Annotated in this window: 12 protein-coding genes; 7 read left to right on the forward strand and 5 right to left on the reverse strand. The window is 69.5% G+C overall.

What is annotated here, in order from left to right:
• Positions 1-68: 68 nt before the first annotated feature.
• On the reverse strand, positions 69-1,259 hold the full coding sequence (xylA, locus tag AC1XX3_RS00205; protein ID WP_483319059.1) for a xylose isomerase: 1,191 nt from the start codon (positions 1,257-1,259) through the stop codon (positions 69-71).
• A 148-nt stretch (positions 1,260-1,407) separates the two neighbouring features.
• Between xylA and AC1XX3_RS00210 the strand changes: the two genes are divergently transcribed.
• Positions 1,408-2,622, forward strand: coding sequence for an ROK family protein (locus AC1XX3_RS00210; protein WP_483319060.1), 1,215 nt, complete (start codon positions 1,408-1,410; stop codon positions 2,620-2,622).
• On the opposite strand, the gene AC1XX3_RS00215 is transcribed toward AC1XX3_RS00210, so the two are convergent.
• Positions 2,613-4,955 (reverse strand): ComEC/Rec2 family competence protein, encoded by a 2,343-nt coding sequence (locus tag AC1XX3_RS00215; protein WP_483319061.1) that lies wholly within the window; start codon positions 4,953-4,955, stop codon positions 2,613-2,615. The two genes, AC1XX3_RS00210 and AC1XX3_RS00215, sit on opposite strands and share 10 nt — an antisense overlap.
• A 293-nt stretch (positions 4,956-5,248) precedes the next feature.
• Here AC1XX3_RS00215 and AC1XX3_RS00220 point away from each other — a divergent pair, with 293 nt between their 5' ends.
• From AC1XX3_RS00220 to AC1XX3_RS00230, 3 genes are read left to right on the forward strand one after another with little or no spacing between them, the layout of a single operon-like run.
• Positions 5,249-6,559, forward strand: a complete 1,311-nt coding sequence (locus tag AC1XX3_RS00220; protein ID WP_483319062.1) for an ABC transporter substrate-binding protein — start codon at positions 5,249-5,251, stop codon at positions 6,557-6,559.
• A 1-nt stretch (position 6,560) separates the two neighbouring features.
• Positions 6,561-7,493, forward strand: a complete 933-nt coding sequence (locus AC1XX3_RS00225; RefSeq protein WP_483319063.1) for a carbohydrate ABC transporter permease — start codon at positions 6,561-6,563, stop codon at positions 7,491-7,493.
• Positions 7,493-8,329: a carbohydrate ABC transporter permease gene (locus AC1XX3_RS00230; RefSeq protein WP_483319064.1), complete on the forward strand. Its 837-nt coding sequence runs from the start codon at positions 7,493-7,495 to the stop codon at positions 8,327-8,329. The genes AC1XX3_RS00225 and AC1XX3_RS00230 overlap by 1 nt, the downstream gene beginning before the upstream one ends.
• A gap of 24 nt (positions 8,330-8,353) precedes the next feature.
• Here the strand turns inward: AC1XX3_RS00230 and AC1XX3_RS00235 are convergent, their stop codons facing one another.
• Both AC1XX3_RS00235 and AC1XX3_RS00240 read right to left on the reverse strand, forming a co-directional pair.
• Entirely contained in the window at positions 8,354-9,259 is a 906-nt protein-coding gene (locus AC1XX3_RS00235) for a ComEA family DNA-binding protein (RefSeq protein WP_483319065.1), read from the reverse strand.
• Between the two features lie 89 nt (positions 9,260-9,348).
• Complete coding sequence (locus AC1XX3_RS00240; RefSeq protein ID WP_483319066.1) at positions 9,349-10,212, reverse strand: DegV family protein; 864 nt, start codon at positions 10,210-10,212, stop codon at positions 9,349-9,351.
• Positions 10,213-10,310: 98 nt separating this feature from the next.
• Between AC1XX3_RS00240 and AC1XX3_RS00245 the strand changes: the two genes are divergently transcribed.
• On the forward strand, positions 10,311-11,273 hold the full coding sequence (locus tag AC1XX3_RS00245) for a GNAT family N-acetyltransferase (protein ID WP_483319067.1): 963 nt from the start codon (positions 10,311-10,313) through the stop codon (positions 11,271-11,273).
• A gap of 58 nt (positions 11,274-11,331) precedes the next feature.
• Entirely contained in the window at positions 11,332-12,363 is a 1,032-nt protein-coding gene (locus tag AC1XX3_RS00250; protein WP_483319068.1) for an endonuclease/exonuclease/phosphatase family protein, read from the forward strand.
• Between the two features lie 32 nt (positions 12,364-12,395).
• Here AC1XX3_RS00250 and leuS read toward each other — a convergent pair whose 3' ends face one another.
• Positions 12,396-14,897, reverse strand: a complete 2,502-nt coding sequence (gene leuS, locus AC1XX3_RS00255; RefSeq protein ID WP_483319069.1) for a leucine--tRNA ligase — start codon at positions 14,895-14,897, stop codon at positions 12,396-12,398.
• 244 nt (positions 14,898-15,141) lie between these two features.
• On the opposite strand from leuS, the gene AC1XX3_RS00260 reads away from it, so the two are divergent.
• Positions 15,142-16,329, forward strand: a complete 1,188-nt coding sequence (locus tag AC1XX3_RS00260) for a winged helix DNA-binding domain-containing protein (protein ID WP_483319070.1) — start codon at positions 15,142-15,144, stop codon at positions 16,327-16,329.
• The last annotated feature ends 208 nt before the right edge of the window (positions 16,330-16,537 follow it).

Genomic DNA, 16,537 nt, shown 5'->3' on the forward strand with positions numbered 1-16,537 from the left:
CTGGGCTCGAGCCGAAATGGCTCGAGCCCAGCATGAAGGGTCAGACGCGGCCTCCCGCGTCCCTAAACTCAGCGGGCGCCCATCAGGTGCTCGAGAGCCAGCTGCTGCAGCCGGACGAAGCCGAAGCCCAAGCCGTTGAAGTACGCGTCGATGTCGAAGTCCTCATACGCCGACGTGTCAGCCAGCAGTGCTTCGTAGCCCTCCCCCGGGTTGAGCGTCGGCACAGACAGCTCGGCGACGCGCGCTGCGGCGAGTGCGTCCTGCACCTCCGGGTCGGCCCGGAAGGCAGCAGCCCGCTCCTTGAGGAGCAGGTACATCCGCATGTTGGCCTTAGCCGACTCCCACACGCCCTCGTAGTCCTCGGTGCGGCTGGGCTTGTAGTCGAAGTGACGCGGGCCGTCGTACGCCGGTCCGCCGTCGGGGCCGCCGTTCTCGAGCAGATCAACCAGGGAGAACGCGTTCTGCAGGTCGCCGTGACCGAAGACCAGGTCCTGGTCGAACTTGATGCTGCGCTGACCGTTCAGGTCGATGTGGAACAGCTTGCCGGCGTAGAGGGCCTGGGCGATCCCATGGGTGAAGTTCAACCCAGCCATCTGCTCATGGCCTACCTCGGGGTTGATGCCGAACATCTCGGGACGCTCCAGGGTCTCGATGAACGACATCGCATGACCCAGCGTCGGCAGCAGAATGTCGCCACGCGGCTCGTTGGGCTTCGGCTCGATGGCGAACCGCAGGTCATAGCCCTTGTCCACCACATAGTCGGCGAGCAGGTTGACTGCCTCGCGATAACGCTCGAGCGCGGACCGGACGTCCTTGGCGGCGTCGTATTCGCTGCCTTCGCGACCACCCCACATGACAAACGTCTTCGCGCCGAGCTCCGCGGCCAGATCGACGTTGCGCAGGACCTTGCGGATCGAATACCGGCGGACGGCGCGGTCATTGGAGGTGAAGCCGCCGTCTTTGAACACCGGGTGGCTGAACAGGTTGGTGGTGATCATCGGGACGACGATGCCGGTGTCGGCCAGCACCTTCTGCAGCCGTTCGATCTGCGCCGTGCGCTCAGCCTCGGTGGCTTCGATCGGGAACAGGTCGTTGTCGTGGAAGGTCAGGCCGTACGCGCCGAGCTCGGACAGCTTCTCGACGGCTTCCACCACGTCAAGGTCGGCGCGGCTCGGTGCGCCGAACTGGTCCTGCCCGACCCAGCCAATGGTCCATAGACCGAAAGAGAACTTGTCCTCGCGAGTGGGGGTGACTGTCATGCTGCACGCTCCGTCGTCATTGTCGGGAAATGTTGGTGACCACAACTTATTCGATGGCCGTACCGTCCGTCAATGGCACCCTCGCCTAGGATCGCCTCGGTGGCCGGACGAGGCGTTCGTCACCCCGAGGGAGAGGAGGTTCCGCGACATGGGCGAGTCAACCGCTGCACCCGACGGCGTTCGTGGACGCAACCTCGCCCGGACGCTGACCCTGTTGCACCGCGAGGGGCCGCTGAGCCGCGCCGAGCTGACCCGACGCACCGGACTCAACCGGTCGACCATCGCCGCCCTGGTCGGTGAGCTGACAGCGCTGGGCGCGGCGTACGAGACCGAACCGGCCGCGAGCAGCGGCACGGTGGGTCGCCCGAGCCCCACCGTCCATCCGCAGACCCGCGTGGCGGCGCTCACCGTCAACCCCGACGTCGATGCCGTCACTGTGGGCCTGGTCGGGCTGGGCGGCACGGTCCACCGTTCCGAGCGACACCCGACCACCACCGTCCCGACGGTTGCGGCGACGGTCGACCTGGTCCGAAGCATCGTCGACGACTGGGTCCGCGGCGATGACCTCGGCGTCCGCCTCGTCGGCGTCGGCGTGGCTGTGCCGGGTCTGGTCAGGACCGTGGACGGCACCGTCAGCTTCGCCCCGCACCTGGGCTGGCGCGACGCGCCCGTCGCCGGTCCCTTCGCAGCGGCGTTCGGAGCAGACGTGGTCGTGGTCAACGACGCCTTCGCCGGTACGGTCGCCGAGAGCCGATACGGCAGCGGTCGCGGCCTGGCCGACCTGGTCTATCTCAACGGCAGTGCCAGCGGCATCGGCGGCGGCGTACTCGTCGGCGGACGACCGCTGCGCGGAGCCCACGGGTACGGCGGCGAGCTCGGACACACCGTCGTCAACTCGGGCGGCTCGCTGTGCGACTGCGGCCGGACCGGGTGCCTGGAGACCGAGGTCGCCCGCCAACCCCTGCTGTCTCTCCTCGGTGCGGACGGAGGCTCCGCCGACGACTTCGACCGGTTGTTGGCCGGGTCGACCGATCCTGACGTGGCGGCGGAGGTGCACCGGCAGGTGGACTGGCTCGGGGTCGCGCTGAGCAACTTCGTGCACGCCTTCGACCCGGAGGCCATCGTCCTCGGCGGCTTCCTGGGATCGCTGTACAGCGCCGCCGCCGACCGGCTGACGGACGCGGTGAGCCGCAGCGGCTTCGCCGCGGTCAGCCGCGACGTGTCGATCGCCCGCGCCCGGCTCGGCTCCGCCCTGCTGACCGTCGGGGCCGCCGAGGTCGCGTTCGACCCCGTCCTCGCCGACCCGGCCCGCGTCGGCGTGGCACTACGACTGGGTCGCGCTATCGCGAACCGTCATCGCTGAGCCACCGCGGCCAGCCGGCCGTCGTTGACGGTGACGGCCACCGACCCCTGAAGATCGGTGCGGAGCACTGTCATGCCCAGCGAGGCGACGAGCCGGAGCGTCCGCGGAGCCGGATGACCGTAGCTGTTGTCCAGACCAGCGCTGGCGATCGCGAGGGATGCCTGGGTCGCGGCGAAGAAGGCGGGGTCCTGTCGGGCCGAGCCGTGGTGCGGGAGCTTCAGCACCTCCGCGCGCAGGTCTACCCCCGACGCGCGGATGGACGCCTGCCCGTCGGGCTCCACGTCGCCGGTCAGCAGGATCCGGACGCCGTGGACGGTGACCCGCAGCACCAGACTGGCATCGTTCTCAACCGATGACTCCACCCCCGCATCCGCCGGCTCGGCCGGGCCGACGCGACCCTGCGGACCCAGCACCTCGAAGAAGACGTCCCCGACCGTGCCGCGTTCCCCGATCGCCGGCGTGCGTATCGGCAGCTGACGGTCTCGAGCCGCCGCTTCGACGTCGGCCATCTCGTCCTGCGGTGACGCCAGCGGGCTGACCCACACCTCGCTGAGGTGCTCGTCGAGCACCCCACGCAGCCCGTCGACGTGGTCGGCGTGGAAGTGCGTGAGCACGATCACCGGCACGGCGGTGACGCGGAGCTGGTCCAGACAACGCCGGATGGCACCCGGATCTGGTCCGACGTCAACAACGACCGCCTGGCGCTCCCCCGCCCGGACCACCAACCCGTCGCCCTGGCCGACGTCACACGCCACCAGGACCCAGTCCGGCGGCGGCCATCCCGGCTGGGTCGGGGCACGCAGGAAGCCGGCGACCATCACCGCCGCGAGAGCGATGGCCGGCAGTCGCCGGCTGAGGACGTGTCGCATCAGCAGCCCCAGTGCGATCGCGGCCACCTGCAGCAGCACGAGCGCCGCCGGCGTCGTCGGCCAGGGCCAGGACGCACCCGGCAACAGGGCGCCCAGATGGGCCACCCACAAGATGACCTGCGCCGACCAGGCGGCTCCGAACCCCGCCACCGCGGCCAGGGTGGGGCTGACGACCGAGAGTCCGGCCGCGGCGAACCCGAGCACCGTCGCTGGACCCACGAACGGACCAGCCACTGCGTTCGTGACGACGCCGACCACGCTCACCCTCCCGGAGATGCCGGCGACCACGGCGAGCGTGGCCAGGTGTGCGGCGAGCGGAACCGCTATCGACTCCGCGACCAGCCGCGGCAGCCAGCGGTGCAGCCGGTCGGTCCACTCTCGAGACCACCAGACGATGCCCGCGCTGGCCAGGACGGACAGCGTGAAGCCCAGGGAACGGCTGAGGTATGGATCCGCCAGCAGCAAGGCGAGCATCGCGACGCTGAGGTTCTGCAGCCCCTTGCGCCGACCACCCGCGCCGAGCGCGGCGAGGGCCACGAGGCCCATCGCAGCGGCCCGCAGGACGCTTGGCTCGGTGCGACACAGCAGCACGAAGATCGCAACGCCCAGAAGACCGACCAACCGGAGCCAGCGGCCGCGGATTCCCACCCATCGCGACGCGGCCAGCATGAACGCCAGCAGCAGCGTCAGATTCGCCCCGGACACCGCAGTCAGATGGGTCAGCCCGGTGGACTGGAAGTCCGCAGTGATCGAATCGGTCATCGCCGCGGTGTCACCCAGGACCAGCGCCGGAACCAAGGCACGTTGTTCGGCTGGACGTCCGGCGACCGCGGCGCGCAGACCCGCTCGGACCTGCTCCACAGCCCGCAGGGCCGCTCCCGGTACAGCGACGACCTCGGTGGGACCGCGGACCCGAACCACGGCGGACACATCTGACCCGGCGTCCGGGACCGCCAACCGCGCCGTCGTCCGCAGCGTGGTCCCGACCGGGACGCGATGCCACAGGTCGAGCTGGGACCCGCTGACCGTGACCAGCACCGGCGACCGGACCCGCCAGCCGGCACCGCGTCCATCCACCGTCCCCGCCCGGGCCCTCAACAGGGCATACGCCGGGCGCAGACCGTCGGCCGGCGTGACCTGCGGGTCGGTGCGGGTGGTCAGCTCGATAGTGACGATCGCCTCTCGGTCGGCGAGATCGGCGACCGGGCCGGTGCTCACCCGATGGGCATGAAGCAGTGCGACGCCGAGGCCGCACGCCAGCACGAGGGCCAGCACGCCGACAGCCATCGACCGGCGCAGCCCGGCGAACCCGACGGCCATCACGACGACGAGGAGAAGCAGCCCGACCGGCCACGCTTTGCCCGCTGTTCCCGCCCAGGTCGACGCCCACGCAGCGGCGGCCAGCCAGACGACCCGGAGATCACGCCGTGCAGCAGCACCCGCTGAGTCGTGCGCCGCCGTCATGGGAGTTCATGATCAAGACACCCGGACCGGCCGGCGCCGCGGCGCCGCCGCAGGAACTGCGCCACCGCGCTCATCGATGGTCGTCGACGTCTCGTCATGAGCCCGACCCTCCCCCGCGCGGCTCAGCCGCATTCAGCAACACGCGCCGCTGTGGATGACGCTCCACCGGCGGTCGTGCCTGGGGACGCACCGTCAAACCAGACGCACAATGCTGGCTCGCAAATGCTGGACAAGAACCCCCAATGCAGACAGGATGCGCAGTGCATTCGTTGCCCAAGAGAGAAGAAGGTTCAATGAACCGTAGACAGTTCCTCGCCGCGGCCGGCGTCACCTCCGCCACCGCCCTCGCCGGAGTCAGCTGCAGCACCGGCGAAACAAACACCGGCGCGGAAGGCGGCACGGTCACCCTCCAGATGGTGGAGAGCCTGACCAACCCGGCCCGAACCGAAGTGATCAAGAAGATGTTGGCTGACTTCGAGAAGGCCAACCCCACGATCAAGGTCCAGCTCATCTCACCGCCGACCGACCAGGCGGACAACAAGATCCAGCAGATGCTGCAGGCCGGCAGCGGAGTCGACGTACTCGAAGTCCGCGACACCACCGTGGGTCCGTTCTCCAACAACGGGTGGATCTACGACATGACGCCCGACATGGAGAAGTGGGCCGGCTTCGCCGAGCTGACGGACCAGGCGCAGCAGTACTCCAAGGACGCCTCCGGCAAGACCTACTTCATTCCGTACGGCTTCTATGGCCTGACGACGTTCTATCGCACTGATTTGATCAAGGAAGCCGGCTTCGACGCGCCGCCGAAGACCTGGGACGAGCTGCTGATGCAGGCGAGCAAGATCCAGGACCCGAGCAAGAACCGTTTCGGCTACGCGTTCCGGGGCGGCAAGGGCGGCTCCGGCAACCTGATCGCCGCCATCAGCAGCTATTGCGCACCGCGGATCGACAAGGCCAACGCCTTCAAGACCACCGACGGAAAGACGATCTTCGCCGCCCAGGAGGCCACCGCGGCCCAGGAGACCTACTTCAAGCTGTTCAAGCAGGCGTCGCCGCCGTCGTCGGTGGCCTGGGGCTACCCCGAGATGGTGGAGGGCTTCAACAACGGGTCAACCGCGTTCCTCCTGCAAGATCCCGAGGTCATCGCCACCATCAACGCATCCAAGGCCATCACCAAGGAGCAGTGGAGCACCACACCGATGTTGCTGGGTCCGGGCGGCAAGACCGTCCAGCCCATCGCGGCGGCCGGCTGGGGCGTGGCGGAGAAGTCCAAGAACAAGGAAGCCGCTGTCAAGCTCGTCACGTTCCTGTCCGAGGGCGCGTCGACCACGTTCGCCAAGGAGAACAGCCTGGTGCCGATCCGCAAGGAAGCAGCCGATGACGAGTTCTTCAAGACCGGCCCGTGGGCCTCGTACGTCACCATGACCAAGGACCCGAACACCTGGCTCCCGGTGGTGCAGCCACGCAACGTGCCGTGGAACACCGAGTGGGGCAACAAGGCCGATGCCGAATTGCAGCAGGTCCTGATCGGCAAGCTGGACCCGGCCAAGATGATCGCCGGCTGGGACGCGTACTGGACCGAGAAGTGGGCGAACAGCTGACGTGACCACCTCGCTGACCGTGGAACGGCCGGCACCCCCCACGCGCAGGCCGCGGCGGACCTTCAAGGTCCGCCACGGCCTGAGCCTGTTGGCGTTCCTGTCGCCTGCGATCGTCCTCGTGGCGATCTTCACCTACTATCCGCTGTTCCGGGGCGGCCAGATGGCCTTCCGCGACTGGAACCTCTACGACCTGCGCAACACCCCGTTCGTCGGGCTGAACAACTTCCGCACCCTGTTGGCCGATCCGACCTTCTACGTCGTCTTCCGCAACTCCCTCGTCTGGGTGGTCGGCTCCATCGTCCCGCAGTTCATCATCGGCTTCGCGCTCGCTTTGTTGCTCCGGCGCCGATTCCGCTTCCGTGGGGTCTATCAGGCGCTGGTCTTCTATCCCTGGGCCGTCTCCGGCTTCCTGATCGGCATCCTCTTCCGCTGGATGTTCAACAGCGAGTTCGGCGTGATCAACGACCTGCTCCGCCGGGCCGGTCTGATCGACGCCAACCTGCCGTGGTTGGCCGACCCGACCCTGGCCATGACGGCGGTGATCGTTGCCAACGTGTGGTACGGGGTGACCTTCTTCGCGATCATGATCCTGGCCGCACTGCAGTCGGTGCCCGACGAGCTGATCGAGTCGGCGGCGATCGACGGTGCGGGCAAGATCAAGACGTTGTGGCACATCATGATCCCGTTCATCCGCTACACGATCGCCCTGACGATCATGCTGCGGGTGATCTGGATCTTCAACTTCCCCGACCTGATCTTCGGCATGACCGGTGGCGGGCCGGCCAACCAGACCCAGATCGCCACCACCTGGATGATCCAGTTCGTCCAGAACGGCAGCTACGGCCTCGGCTCGGCGCTCGGCCTCATCCTGATGGCGATCCTGGCTCTCTTCACGGCCTTCTATCTGATGGCGCTGAAGCGAGGTGACCGCTGATGTTCAGCAGACAGTCCACCCTCACCATCGTCATCAAGACCCTGATCCTGGGCGTCTGGCTCGTGATCACGCTGTTCCCGCTCTATTGGATCCTGATCACCTCGTTCAAGCCACCGGGGGCGATCGCCGCGTTCCCGCTGCAATACCTGCCGAAGACCTGGACCACCGAGAACTATGTCTCGCTCTTCACCAACTCCCAGTTCGGGGTCTACGTCGCGAACAGCCTGTTCGTCGGTCTGGTCGCTTCTCTGATCGGCACGGCGATCGCCCTGCTCTCGGCCTACGTCCTGGCTCGGTTCGAGTTCCAGGGCAAGGGCGCGGTCATGCTCGCGTTCTTCGCCACCCAGATGATCCCCGGCTTCATCGCGCTCGGTCCGCTCTACGTGATGATGGTCAACCTCGGGCTGGTCGACCGCAAGGGCGGCCTGATCATCCTCTACATCGCCGGCTGCATCCCGTTCTGCACCATCATGCTGCGCGGGTTCTTCGAGAACGTCCCCGACGCACTCGAGGAGGCGGCGATGGTGGACGGCTGCTCGCGGCTCTCCGCCCTGATCCGGGTGATCATCCCGGTGATGACTCCCGGCATCCTGGCGGCGTTCATCTTCAACTTCGTCAACTGCTGGAACGAGCTGTTCTTGTCGGTGCTGCTGATGAACTCCGACATCAACAAGACGATCCCGACCGCGCTCAACGGGTTCATCTCGAGCTTCAACATCGAATGGGGCCCGATGGCCGCCGCCTCCGTTCTGGCGGTCATCCCGACCATGTTCCTGTTCGCCTTCGCGAGCCGCTACATCGTGCAGGGCCTGACCAGCGGAGCGGTCAAAGGCTGAGCGTCAGACCCGTCGCAGCTGGCCTCACACGCGTACGTGTGGGGCCAGCTCGGCGAAGGTCTTCGGCCCGATGCCCGGCACCTCCTGCAGCTCCTCCACCCGGGCGAACCGGCCGTGCTCGTCGCGCCAGGCGAGGATCTTCTCGGCCGTCACCGGACCGATCCCCGGCAGCGCTTCCAGCTGCCCGGCCGTTGCGGCGTTGAGGTCCACCGGCTCGCGGTCCACCGGGGGCCCGGCCGTGCCGACGCCGTTCGACGAACGCCCATCGGTGTCGCCGGTGCCCGGGACCGAACCACTGCGGACCTCCCCCGACGGTTGGTCCTTGCTGCCGATGATCACCTGCTGACCGTCGGCGAGCGGCTGGGCCAGGTTGAGGGTGGCCGGGTCTGCCTCGCCGGTGAGACCGCCCGCTGCATCGATCGCATCCGCCACCCGCGCTCCGGCCGGCACCGTGACCAGACCCGGCCGACGTACCTCCCCGAGGACGTGGACCAGCATCGTTGCCGGCCGGGTGGGGGTCGACACGGCGCTCGAACCCGTGCTGGCGGAGCCAGGCAGGTCGACCGCGCCGGAGCGAGAGACGACCGGACTGCCGCTGTGCTCCACCACCGGGCTGGCCAGCGCCACCGGGCGCGCGCGCAGCAGCGCCCATCCCGCGCCGAGCAGCCCGAGGACGAGCAGCACCGCCACCACACCGAGGTGCAGCCTGGTGAACCTCGGTGGCGGCCGCCGGTCAGCTCCGGGCGCAGGGTCAGTTCGGAGCACCGGGTCGAGCTCGGTCGGCGGGGCGTCGTCCGCCACCGTCGCGCCGCCGGGCCGGGCCGACATCACCCGCCGACCGGTCGGGGCGTTCTCTGCCAGCAGGTGGGCCAGTCGGACCCGCACCTGCTCCGCCAGCTCAGCCTCGAGCTCCTTGCGCCGCGCTCCCATGCCGACACGATTCACGCCACGCCGCGCCGTCGGCGCCGGCGGCTTCGAGCTGTGGAGGACGCCGGCGGCGTCCTCCGGGCTGGGGACAATCAGCCGGAGGTGGAGCGGGATGACACCACCACGCCCAGGGTTCCCGGTCCCACGTGCACGCCCAGCACGGCGCTCACCTCGCAGACGGCGATGGTGGTCGCCGGGGCGATCCGTTCCCGCAGCCGCTCGGCCAGGGCCTTCGCAGCCGGCAGGTCGTCCAGGTGGTGCACGGCCACGTCCACCGATCCGCCGGTGTCGGTCACGGCCTGCAGGGCCAGCTCGTCCAGCCGAGCGAGTGCCCGGGAGCGGGTCCGTACCCGCTCGAACGGCTGGACCTGGCCGCCGGTCACCGTCAGCAGCGGCTTCATCGCCAGCGCCGAGCCCAGCAGTGCGGCCGCGGCGCCGATCCGTCCGCCGCGCCGCAGGTGGTCCAGGTTGTCGACGTAGAAGTACGTCCTGGCGGCTGCAGCGCGGGCGCGGATGCGATCGGCCACCACCGCAGCCGAAGCGCCGTCGCCCGCCGCCGCCGCCCCGGCCAGTACGGCGTATCCGGCAGCCATCGCCACGGTGGCGGTGTCGACGACCGTGACCGGCACCGCGGCCGATTCGGCAGCGAGCGCAGCGGCGTCGTAGGTGCCGGACATCCGCCGGCTCAGGTGCGCCGACACGACGGCGTCGAATCCGGCTTCGGCCAGGTTGGCGTACACCGCCTGGAACGCCTCGGTGGTCGGCCGGGAGGTGGTCACCTGGACGCCGTCGCGGAGGGCCTGGGCCACGAGTGACGTGCCGGCCCCGCCGGGGTCCTCAGATCGGCTGACGTCCTTGATCACAACTTGCAACGGAATCACCGTCACCCCGGCGCGGACAGCCAGATCGGCCGGCAACGACGACGTAGAGTCGGTCACCACTGCGACGCCGGTCATGGCGCAAGAGTAGGGCACCCTGCTGCGATGACCCGGCGGTCGCCCGTGGTCCGCAAGCCCCCGCTGCGGACGGGTAGCGAACGCGCAAGGAGCACAGCATGGCGATCACCTCCACGCGCGTGTGGCGGGCAGCACCGGCGACGATGACGGTCCTGGTCGCCTTCGCTGTGCTGGCGGGCGGAGCGATCCCACTGCTGGCCTATCTGATCCACGAGCGGGACCACAGTCGGCTGGTGCCGACAGTGCTGGGCGCGCTCAGCCTCGCCGCCCTGCTCTATGTCTGGCGGTTCGGCCTGCACCCGAAGCTGGTGGCCGGGCCCGACGGGATCGTGGTCCGCAACCCGTTCCGCACTACCCGGATCGACTGGGATGACGTGACACTGATCGCCCCGGGTCAGGACGGGCTGGAGCTGGGCACCGAGGACTTCCAGGTCGAGGCATGGTGTGTGCAGAAGTCGAACTATGCGGCCAAGCGGGGGCGGCGGACGCGGGCCGACCAGGTGACCCACGCGCTGTTGGACATGCTGGACGAGCACGACCCGCCGGTGACCGACGCCGAAGCGAACGTACGGATCCGGCGGGCCCGACCCGACGAGAGCCGGCTGCTGACCTGGATCGAGCGACTGGCGAATGAGTCAGAGCTGGCGCACATCTTCCCGCCCGAGGAGTTCCCCTACCCCGTCGCCGAGGTGAAGGCTCGCTGGCGCCGGTTGCTGCACGACAGGCAGGTACGGGTGCACGTGCTGGAGACGGACGGAGACCCGGCGGGGTTCATCGCCTTCGACGCCGAGAGGATCCGTCATCTCGCGGTGTTGCCGGAGCGGACCCGCCGCGGCCACGGGTCCCGCCTGCTCGACTACGCCACCGAGGAGATGTACGCCGCCGGCGCACGCGAGATCGGGTTGTGGGTGCTGTGGAAGAACCATGGAGCGCGCACCTTCTACGCCGGCCACGGCTGGCTGGACACCGAGGACCGGCGCGACTGCGAGTTCCCGCCACACCCCGAGGAGGTTCGCCTGCGCCGCCCGAACCCCCGCGCCGCCCGCCGGAGCCGAACCTGAGGCGTACCCACGGCGACGCAGAGGTGCGCGGCTTGCGCCGCTGGGGCACCCTTGTCCGATGGCAACCGAGACGGGGTCCGCGATGAGCCGGCGGCGGAGCTGGGACTCCAGCCCTGACCTGCCGCCGCGCCGCTTCCAGGCCCTCTGGGTCGGTGCCGGAGTGCTCGCGCTGCCCTTCGGGCTGGTGGCCACCGGGCTTCGGGTCTTCCCACCGACCGAGAACGTGCCCGCCCTCATCGCCTCCTTCATCCCGTACGGCACCGCTGCATACGCCGTGGCGACACTCTGTTTCCTGATCAGCTTGCTCAGGTCCCGGCGGCGTGCCCCGCATGCGGTGCTGCTCGCGTTCAGCGCTTTGCTGTTGGCCTGTCACCTCAGCTGGCTGGCGCCGTTCTACGTCGCGGACCACCGGCCCGCGGCCACCGAGCCGTTCACGGTGATGAGTCTCAACATGCTGGCGGGCGGTGCCGACAGCGCCCAGGTCGCCGCACAGGCCCAGGCTGCGGACGTGGTCGTGTTGTTGGAGACCAACCCCGACGCGCTGGTCGCGCTCAAGCGCTTCGGTTGGGACCAGCGGTTCCCCTACGCCGTCGGCGACCCCGGGCGCGGACCCGGCGGATCCGCAGTCTTCTCCCGGTTCCCGCTGACCGGGTCCACCGTGCTGGGCTCCACCTCATTCATGCAGTGGATGACCACCGCCGAGGTTCCGGGGATCGGCCCGGTGCGCCTGATCGCCACGCACCCCTGCAACCCGTTCTGCGGCGGATCGAAGTGGGTGGACGAGCACCAGGTGGTGCTGGACGCGGTCCGCGCCAACCGGGACCAGCCGCTGGTGGTGGTCGGTGACTACAACGCGGTGGACGACCACAAGCCGGTGCGTGAGCTCCGCGCCGCAGGGCTGACCAGCGCCACCGACCTGCTCGGCGCCGGCCTGCTGCCGACCTACCCGTCCCACTCGGTCGTCCCGCCGTTGATCGCCATCGACCGCGTGATGGTCAACGACCGGCTCACCGCCACCGCGATCTCGACCTTCACCGTCGCCGGTACCGACCACCTCGGCCTGATGGCTACCCTGGCCGGGACCGGCTGAGAGCAGACTCGCCCGCCGGGACCGGCTGAGGGTCATTCCGGGACGATGCTGACCAGCTTCGGCGCCCGGACGATGACAGTACGCACGCCGCGCCCGGCCAGGGCACGGACGACGGCCTCCTCGGCCAGGGCCCGCTCACGCAGCTCATCCTCGGACGCGTCCGGCGACACCTCCAGCTTGGCGCGGACCTTGCCCTGGACCTGCACCACGCAGGTGACGGTCTCCTCAACCAGCAGCGACGGGTCGACCGCCGGCCAGCTCGCATTCGCCACCGAGGGGGCATGACCCAGCCGCTCCCACATCTCCTCCGCGACATACGGCGCGACCACGCCCAGCATCACGGTGACGGCCTCGACCGCCTCCCGGACGGCCGGGTCGGCTGCGCCGGTCGAGCCGTCGATCGCCTTGCGGGTCGCGTTGACCAGCTCCATGATCCGGGCGACGGCCACGTTGAACCGCTGGCCCTCGACCAGCTCACCGATCTCGGCCACATGCTTGTGGGTCTGTCGACGCAGCGTCAGATCGCCGGTGGCGGGGTCGGCGCCCACCGGGCTGGCCACCTCGTCGGCCAGCCGGTAGGCCCGCTGCAGGAACTTCAGCGACCCGGCCGGGGAGACGTCGGCCCAGTCGATGTCCTCCTCCGGTGGGCCGGCGAAGACCACGGTCAGCCGGATGGCGTCGACACCGAACTGGTCGATCTGGGCGCCCAGATCGACGCCGTTGCCCAACGACTTGCTCATCGACTTGCCCTCGTTGATCACCTGGCCCTGGTTCAGCAGGCGCCGCATCGGCTCGTCGAAGTCGACCAGACCCATGTCGTGCAGCACCTTGGTGAAGAACCGCATGTACAGCAGGTGCAAGATGGCGTGCTCGACGCCACCGACGTACTGGGCCACCGGCATCCAGCGCTGCACGTCGTCGGGGTTGAACGGGCCCTCGGTGTAGCCGGGCGAGCAGTAGCGGAAGAAATACCACGACGAGTCGACGAAGGTGTCCATCGTGTCGGTGTCCCGCTTGGCCGGGCCGCCGCACGCGGGGCAGTCGACGTTGACCCACTCGGTCGCCGCGGCCAGCGGCGAGGTGCCCTTCGGGGCCAGGTCGGCGCCGCGCAGATCGGGCAGCTCGACCGGCAGCTGGTCGTCGGGTACGGCGACCTCACCGCAGGTCGGGCAGTGCACGATCGGGATCGGGCAGCCCCAGTACCGTTGCCGGCTCAGCAGCCAGTCGCGCAGCCGGAAGGTGATGGCGCTCTTGCCCACCCCGTCGGCCTCCAGCTGGTCGATGATCCGGGAGACGCCGGCGACCTTGTCGGTCAGGCCGTCCAGCGGTCCGGAGTTGACGTACGTCCCGTCGCCGGCAGTCGCCTCGAAGCTCTTGGCCGGGTCCGGCGCGCCGGTGTCGACGACCATCCGGACCGGCAGGTCGTGGTTGCGGGCGAAGTCCAGGTCGCGCTGGTCGTGGGCCGGTACGGCCATCACCGCGCCGGTGCCGTAGTCGGCCAGCACGTAGTCGGCGGCCCAGACCGGGATCCGCTCTCCGTTGGCCGGGTTGGTCGCGTAGACGCCCAGGAACACCCCGGTCTTGGGCCGGTCGGTGGCTTGGCGCTCGATCTCCGTGGCCTGCTTGGTCTTCTCCAGGTAGGCCTCGAACTCCGCCCGCTGCTCGTCGCGGACGATCTCGGCGGCCAGCGGAGCCTCGGGGGCCACCACGAAGAAGGTGGCGCCGAACAGGGTGTCCGGGCGGGTGGTGAACACCGTCACCGGGTCCTTGTGGCCCTCGATCTCGAAGTCGACGTACGCCCCCTCGGAGCGCCCGATCCAGTTGCGCTGCATGGCCAGCACCCGGTCGGGCCAGCCGCCCTCCAGCTGGGCCATGTCGTCCAGCAGCCGCTGGGCGTACTCGGTCACCCGGAAGTACCACTGGTTCAGCTGACGCTTGGTGACCACCGAGCCACAGCGCTCGCACATGCCGGCCACCACCTGCTCGTTGGCCAGCACCGTCTGGTCCTTGGGGCACCAGTTGACGAACGAGTCCTTGCGATAGGCCAGGCCACGCTCGCGGAACCGCAGGAACAGCCACTGGGTCCAGCGGTAGTACTCGGGGTCGGAGGTATGCAGCCGGCGAGACCAGTCCAGGCTCAGCCCGTAGCGCTTGAACGAGTTGGCCTGGGTCTCGATGTTGGCGTACGTCCACTCCGCCGGGTGCGCGTTGCGCTGGATGGCCGCGTTCTCGGCCGGCAGGCCGAAGGAGTCCCAGCCGATCGGGTGCAGGACGTCGTAGCCCTTCAGCCGCAGGAATCGCGACACCACGTCACCCATCACGAAGGCCTCGGCGTGGCCCATGTGCAGGTCGCCGGAGGGATAGGGGAACATGTCCAGCACGTAGCGGCGCTCGCGGCGGTCATCATCGGCCGGGGTGAAGGTGCCGTCGGACTCCCAGAACGCCTGCCAGCGCTCTTGAGCCGCGGCGGCGTCATAGCGAGCGCGCTCCGGACGGTCGTCGGTGCGCTCGGCCTGGTCCACGTGCTGGGTCATCGATCTCTCCTTAGTCATGCACTCGTACGTTTCGGACGCCCTGCGGGCAGAAAAAAACCCCTCGCGAGGTGCCGATAGGCACGAGGGGCGGCCGCGTAGGAAGACCTACGCGGCTAGGTAAGGAGTGCGACACGATGCATGGCACCATCTTATCGCACCTGGCCGGACTGTCAGCCCTGCGGCCTACCGTGATTGTCATGACCGACAGTGAGCACCGGACGGGTCCACGGCGACGGCCACCACGATGCGTGAGCTGACCGGGGCCGAGCTCCGCGCCCGCTCGCTGAGTCGTCAGTTCCCGCTACCGGCCGACACGAACGCGACGGCGGTGCTGGCACTGTTCGACCGGCTCGGTCCGATCCAGTCCCAGGTCCCCCGCTCGCCGTTCCTCACCGCGGCGTCCCGGCTGCCCGGGGTGACGTACGAGATCGTGCGCGACCTCTTCGTCACGGCCAGGTTGGTGAAGACCTCCAGTCTGCGGGGCACAGTGCACACCACCACTCGCAACCACTTCGCCGCCACCGACGCCGTCGCCCGGGGCCCCCGTGCCGCTGCGCTGCGCCGCGAGCTGGGACTCCTCCGGCTACACCCGGAGGAGGTGTACGCCGAGGTCCGGCGCTTCTGCGCCGACAACTGGCGCCCGCGGGCCGACCTCGTCGAGCACCTTCGCGACTGGGTGGCCGAGCACGAGTCGGCGAGCAGCGCGGCTGCGCTGACCGGCAGCTCCGCCGAGGGTCTGGTGTGGAGCCACAGTGGCCTGCTCCGCCGGCCGCGGGCGCCGGGCCCCGATGTCGAACCGGGCTCGGGCGGCTGGGACACCCGGACTGACGCGTTCCACCGCACCGCCGCCTCGGTGCTGCCCGACCTGGTGCCCGTCGAGCCGGAGCCGGCGTTGCGGGACCTCGTCCGGACCCAGCTGGGCGCCTGCGGACCGCTGACCCGCGACGACCTGGCGTACTTCTTCGGCGTCGGGCTCGGGCAGGTGGACCGGGCCGTAGCTGCGCTTGGCGACGAGGTGGAGCCCGTCGGCCTGCTGGAGGGTCGCCCGTGTCTCGACCTGGTCGAGCCGCCGCGCGGCGACCCGGACCCCGGCGTCCGCCTGCTGCCGGAATTCGACGCGCTGCTGGTGGGTTACGCCGGCCGCCACCGGCTCCGGTTCCTTGACGCCGACCAGCTCGCCCAGGTGTGGGCCAAGGCCAACGGGCAGTTCGCCCCGGTGCTGCTGGCCGGTGACCGGCTGGTGGCCACCTGGCGCAGCGTGACCCGCGGCCGGCGGTTCGACCTCGAGGTGACGCCGCTGCCCGGGGCGGGCTCGCTGCGCGGAATCGAGCTGACCGAGGCCGTCCGGGCCGTCGAGCTGGGCCTCGGCGTCGGCGTCACCGACGTACGGCTGCTGCAGGGGTCACACAGGTCCGCAAGCTCGGCGCCGTAGCTGCGTCGCGCCACGACGGCCCTGGCCGGTCGGCCGGCACGCTCGACGATGTGTTCCTCCCGGTGCACTGCCTGGAGATGATCAAGAAGCTCGGAAATGGTGCTGCTTCGTCCGCCGATCATGGGACTCACCCTGAGCGGATAGTTGCATAAGTCAAGGCCCATTCTCTGTGCCTGCCACCGCCCGCCGCGGCAGCGACGCAGCCCAC

The sequence above is a fragment of the Microlunatus sp. M237 genome (genome assembly GCF_056896895.1).

Coding starts and splice junctions, on each gene's coding strand:
- xylA (WP_483319059.1), bottom strand. CDS start 1,259: ATGACAGTCACCCCCACTCGCGAGGACAAGTTCTCTTTCGGTCTATGG.
- AC1XX3_RS00210 (WP_483319060.1), top strand. CDS start 1,408: ATGGGCGAGTCAACCGCTGCACCCGACGGCGTTCGTGGACGCAACCTC.
- AC1XX3_RS00215 (WP_483319061.1), bottom strand. CDS start 4,955: ATGACGGCGGCGCACGACTCAGCGGGTGCTGCTGCACGGCGTGATCTC.
- AC1XX3_RS00220 (WP_483319062.1), top strand. CDS start 5,249: ATGAACCGTAGACAGTTCCTCGCCGCGGCCGGCGTCACCTCCGCCACC.
- AC1XX3_RS00230 (WP_483319064.1), top strand. CDS start 7,493: ATGTTCAGCAGACAGTCCACCCTCACCATCGTCATCAAGACCCTGATC.
- AC1XX3_RS00235 (WP_483319065.1), bottom strand. CDS start 9,259: ATGGGAGCGCGGCGCAAGGAGCTCGAGGCTGAGCTGGCGGAGCAGGTG.
- AC1XX3_RS00240 (WP_483319066.1), bottom strand. CDS start 10,212: ATGACCGGCGTCGCAGTGGTGACCGACTCTACGTCGTCGTTGCCGGCC.
- AC1XX3_RS00245 (WP_483319067.1), top strand. CDS start 10,311: ATGGCGATCACCTCCACGCGCGTGTGGCGGGCAGCACCGGCGACGATG.
- AC1XX3_RS00250 (WP_483319068.1), top strand. CDS start 11,332: ATGGCAACCGAGACGGGGTCCGCGATGAGCCGGCGGCGGAGCTGGGAC.
- leuS (WP_483319069.1), bottom strand. CDS start 14,897: ATGACCCAGCACGTGGACCAGGCCGAGCGCACCGACGACCGTCCGGAG.
- AC1XX3_RS00260 (WP_483319070.1), top strand. CDS start 15,142: ATGCGTGAGCTGACCGGGGCCGAGCTCCGCGCCCGCTCGCTGAGTCGT.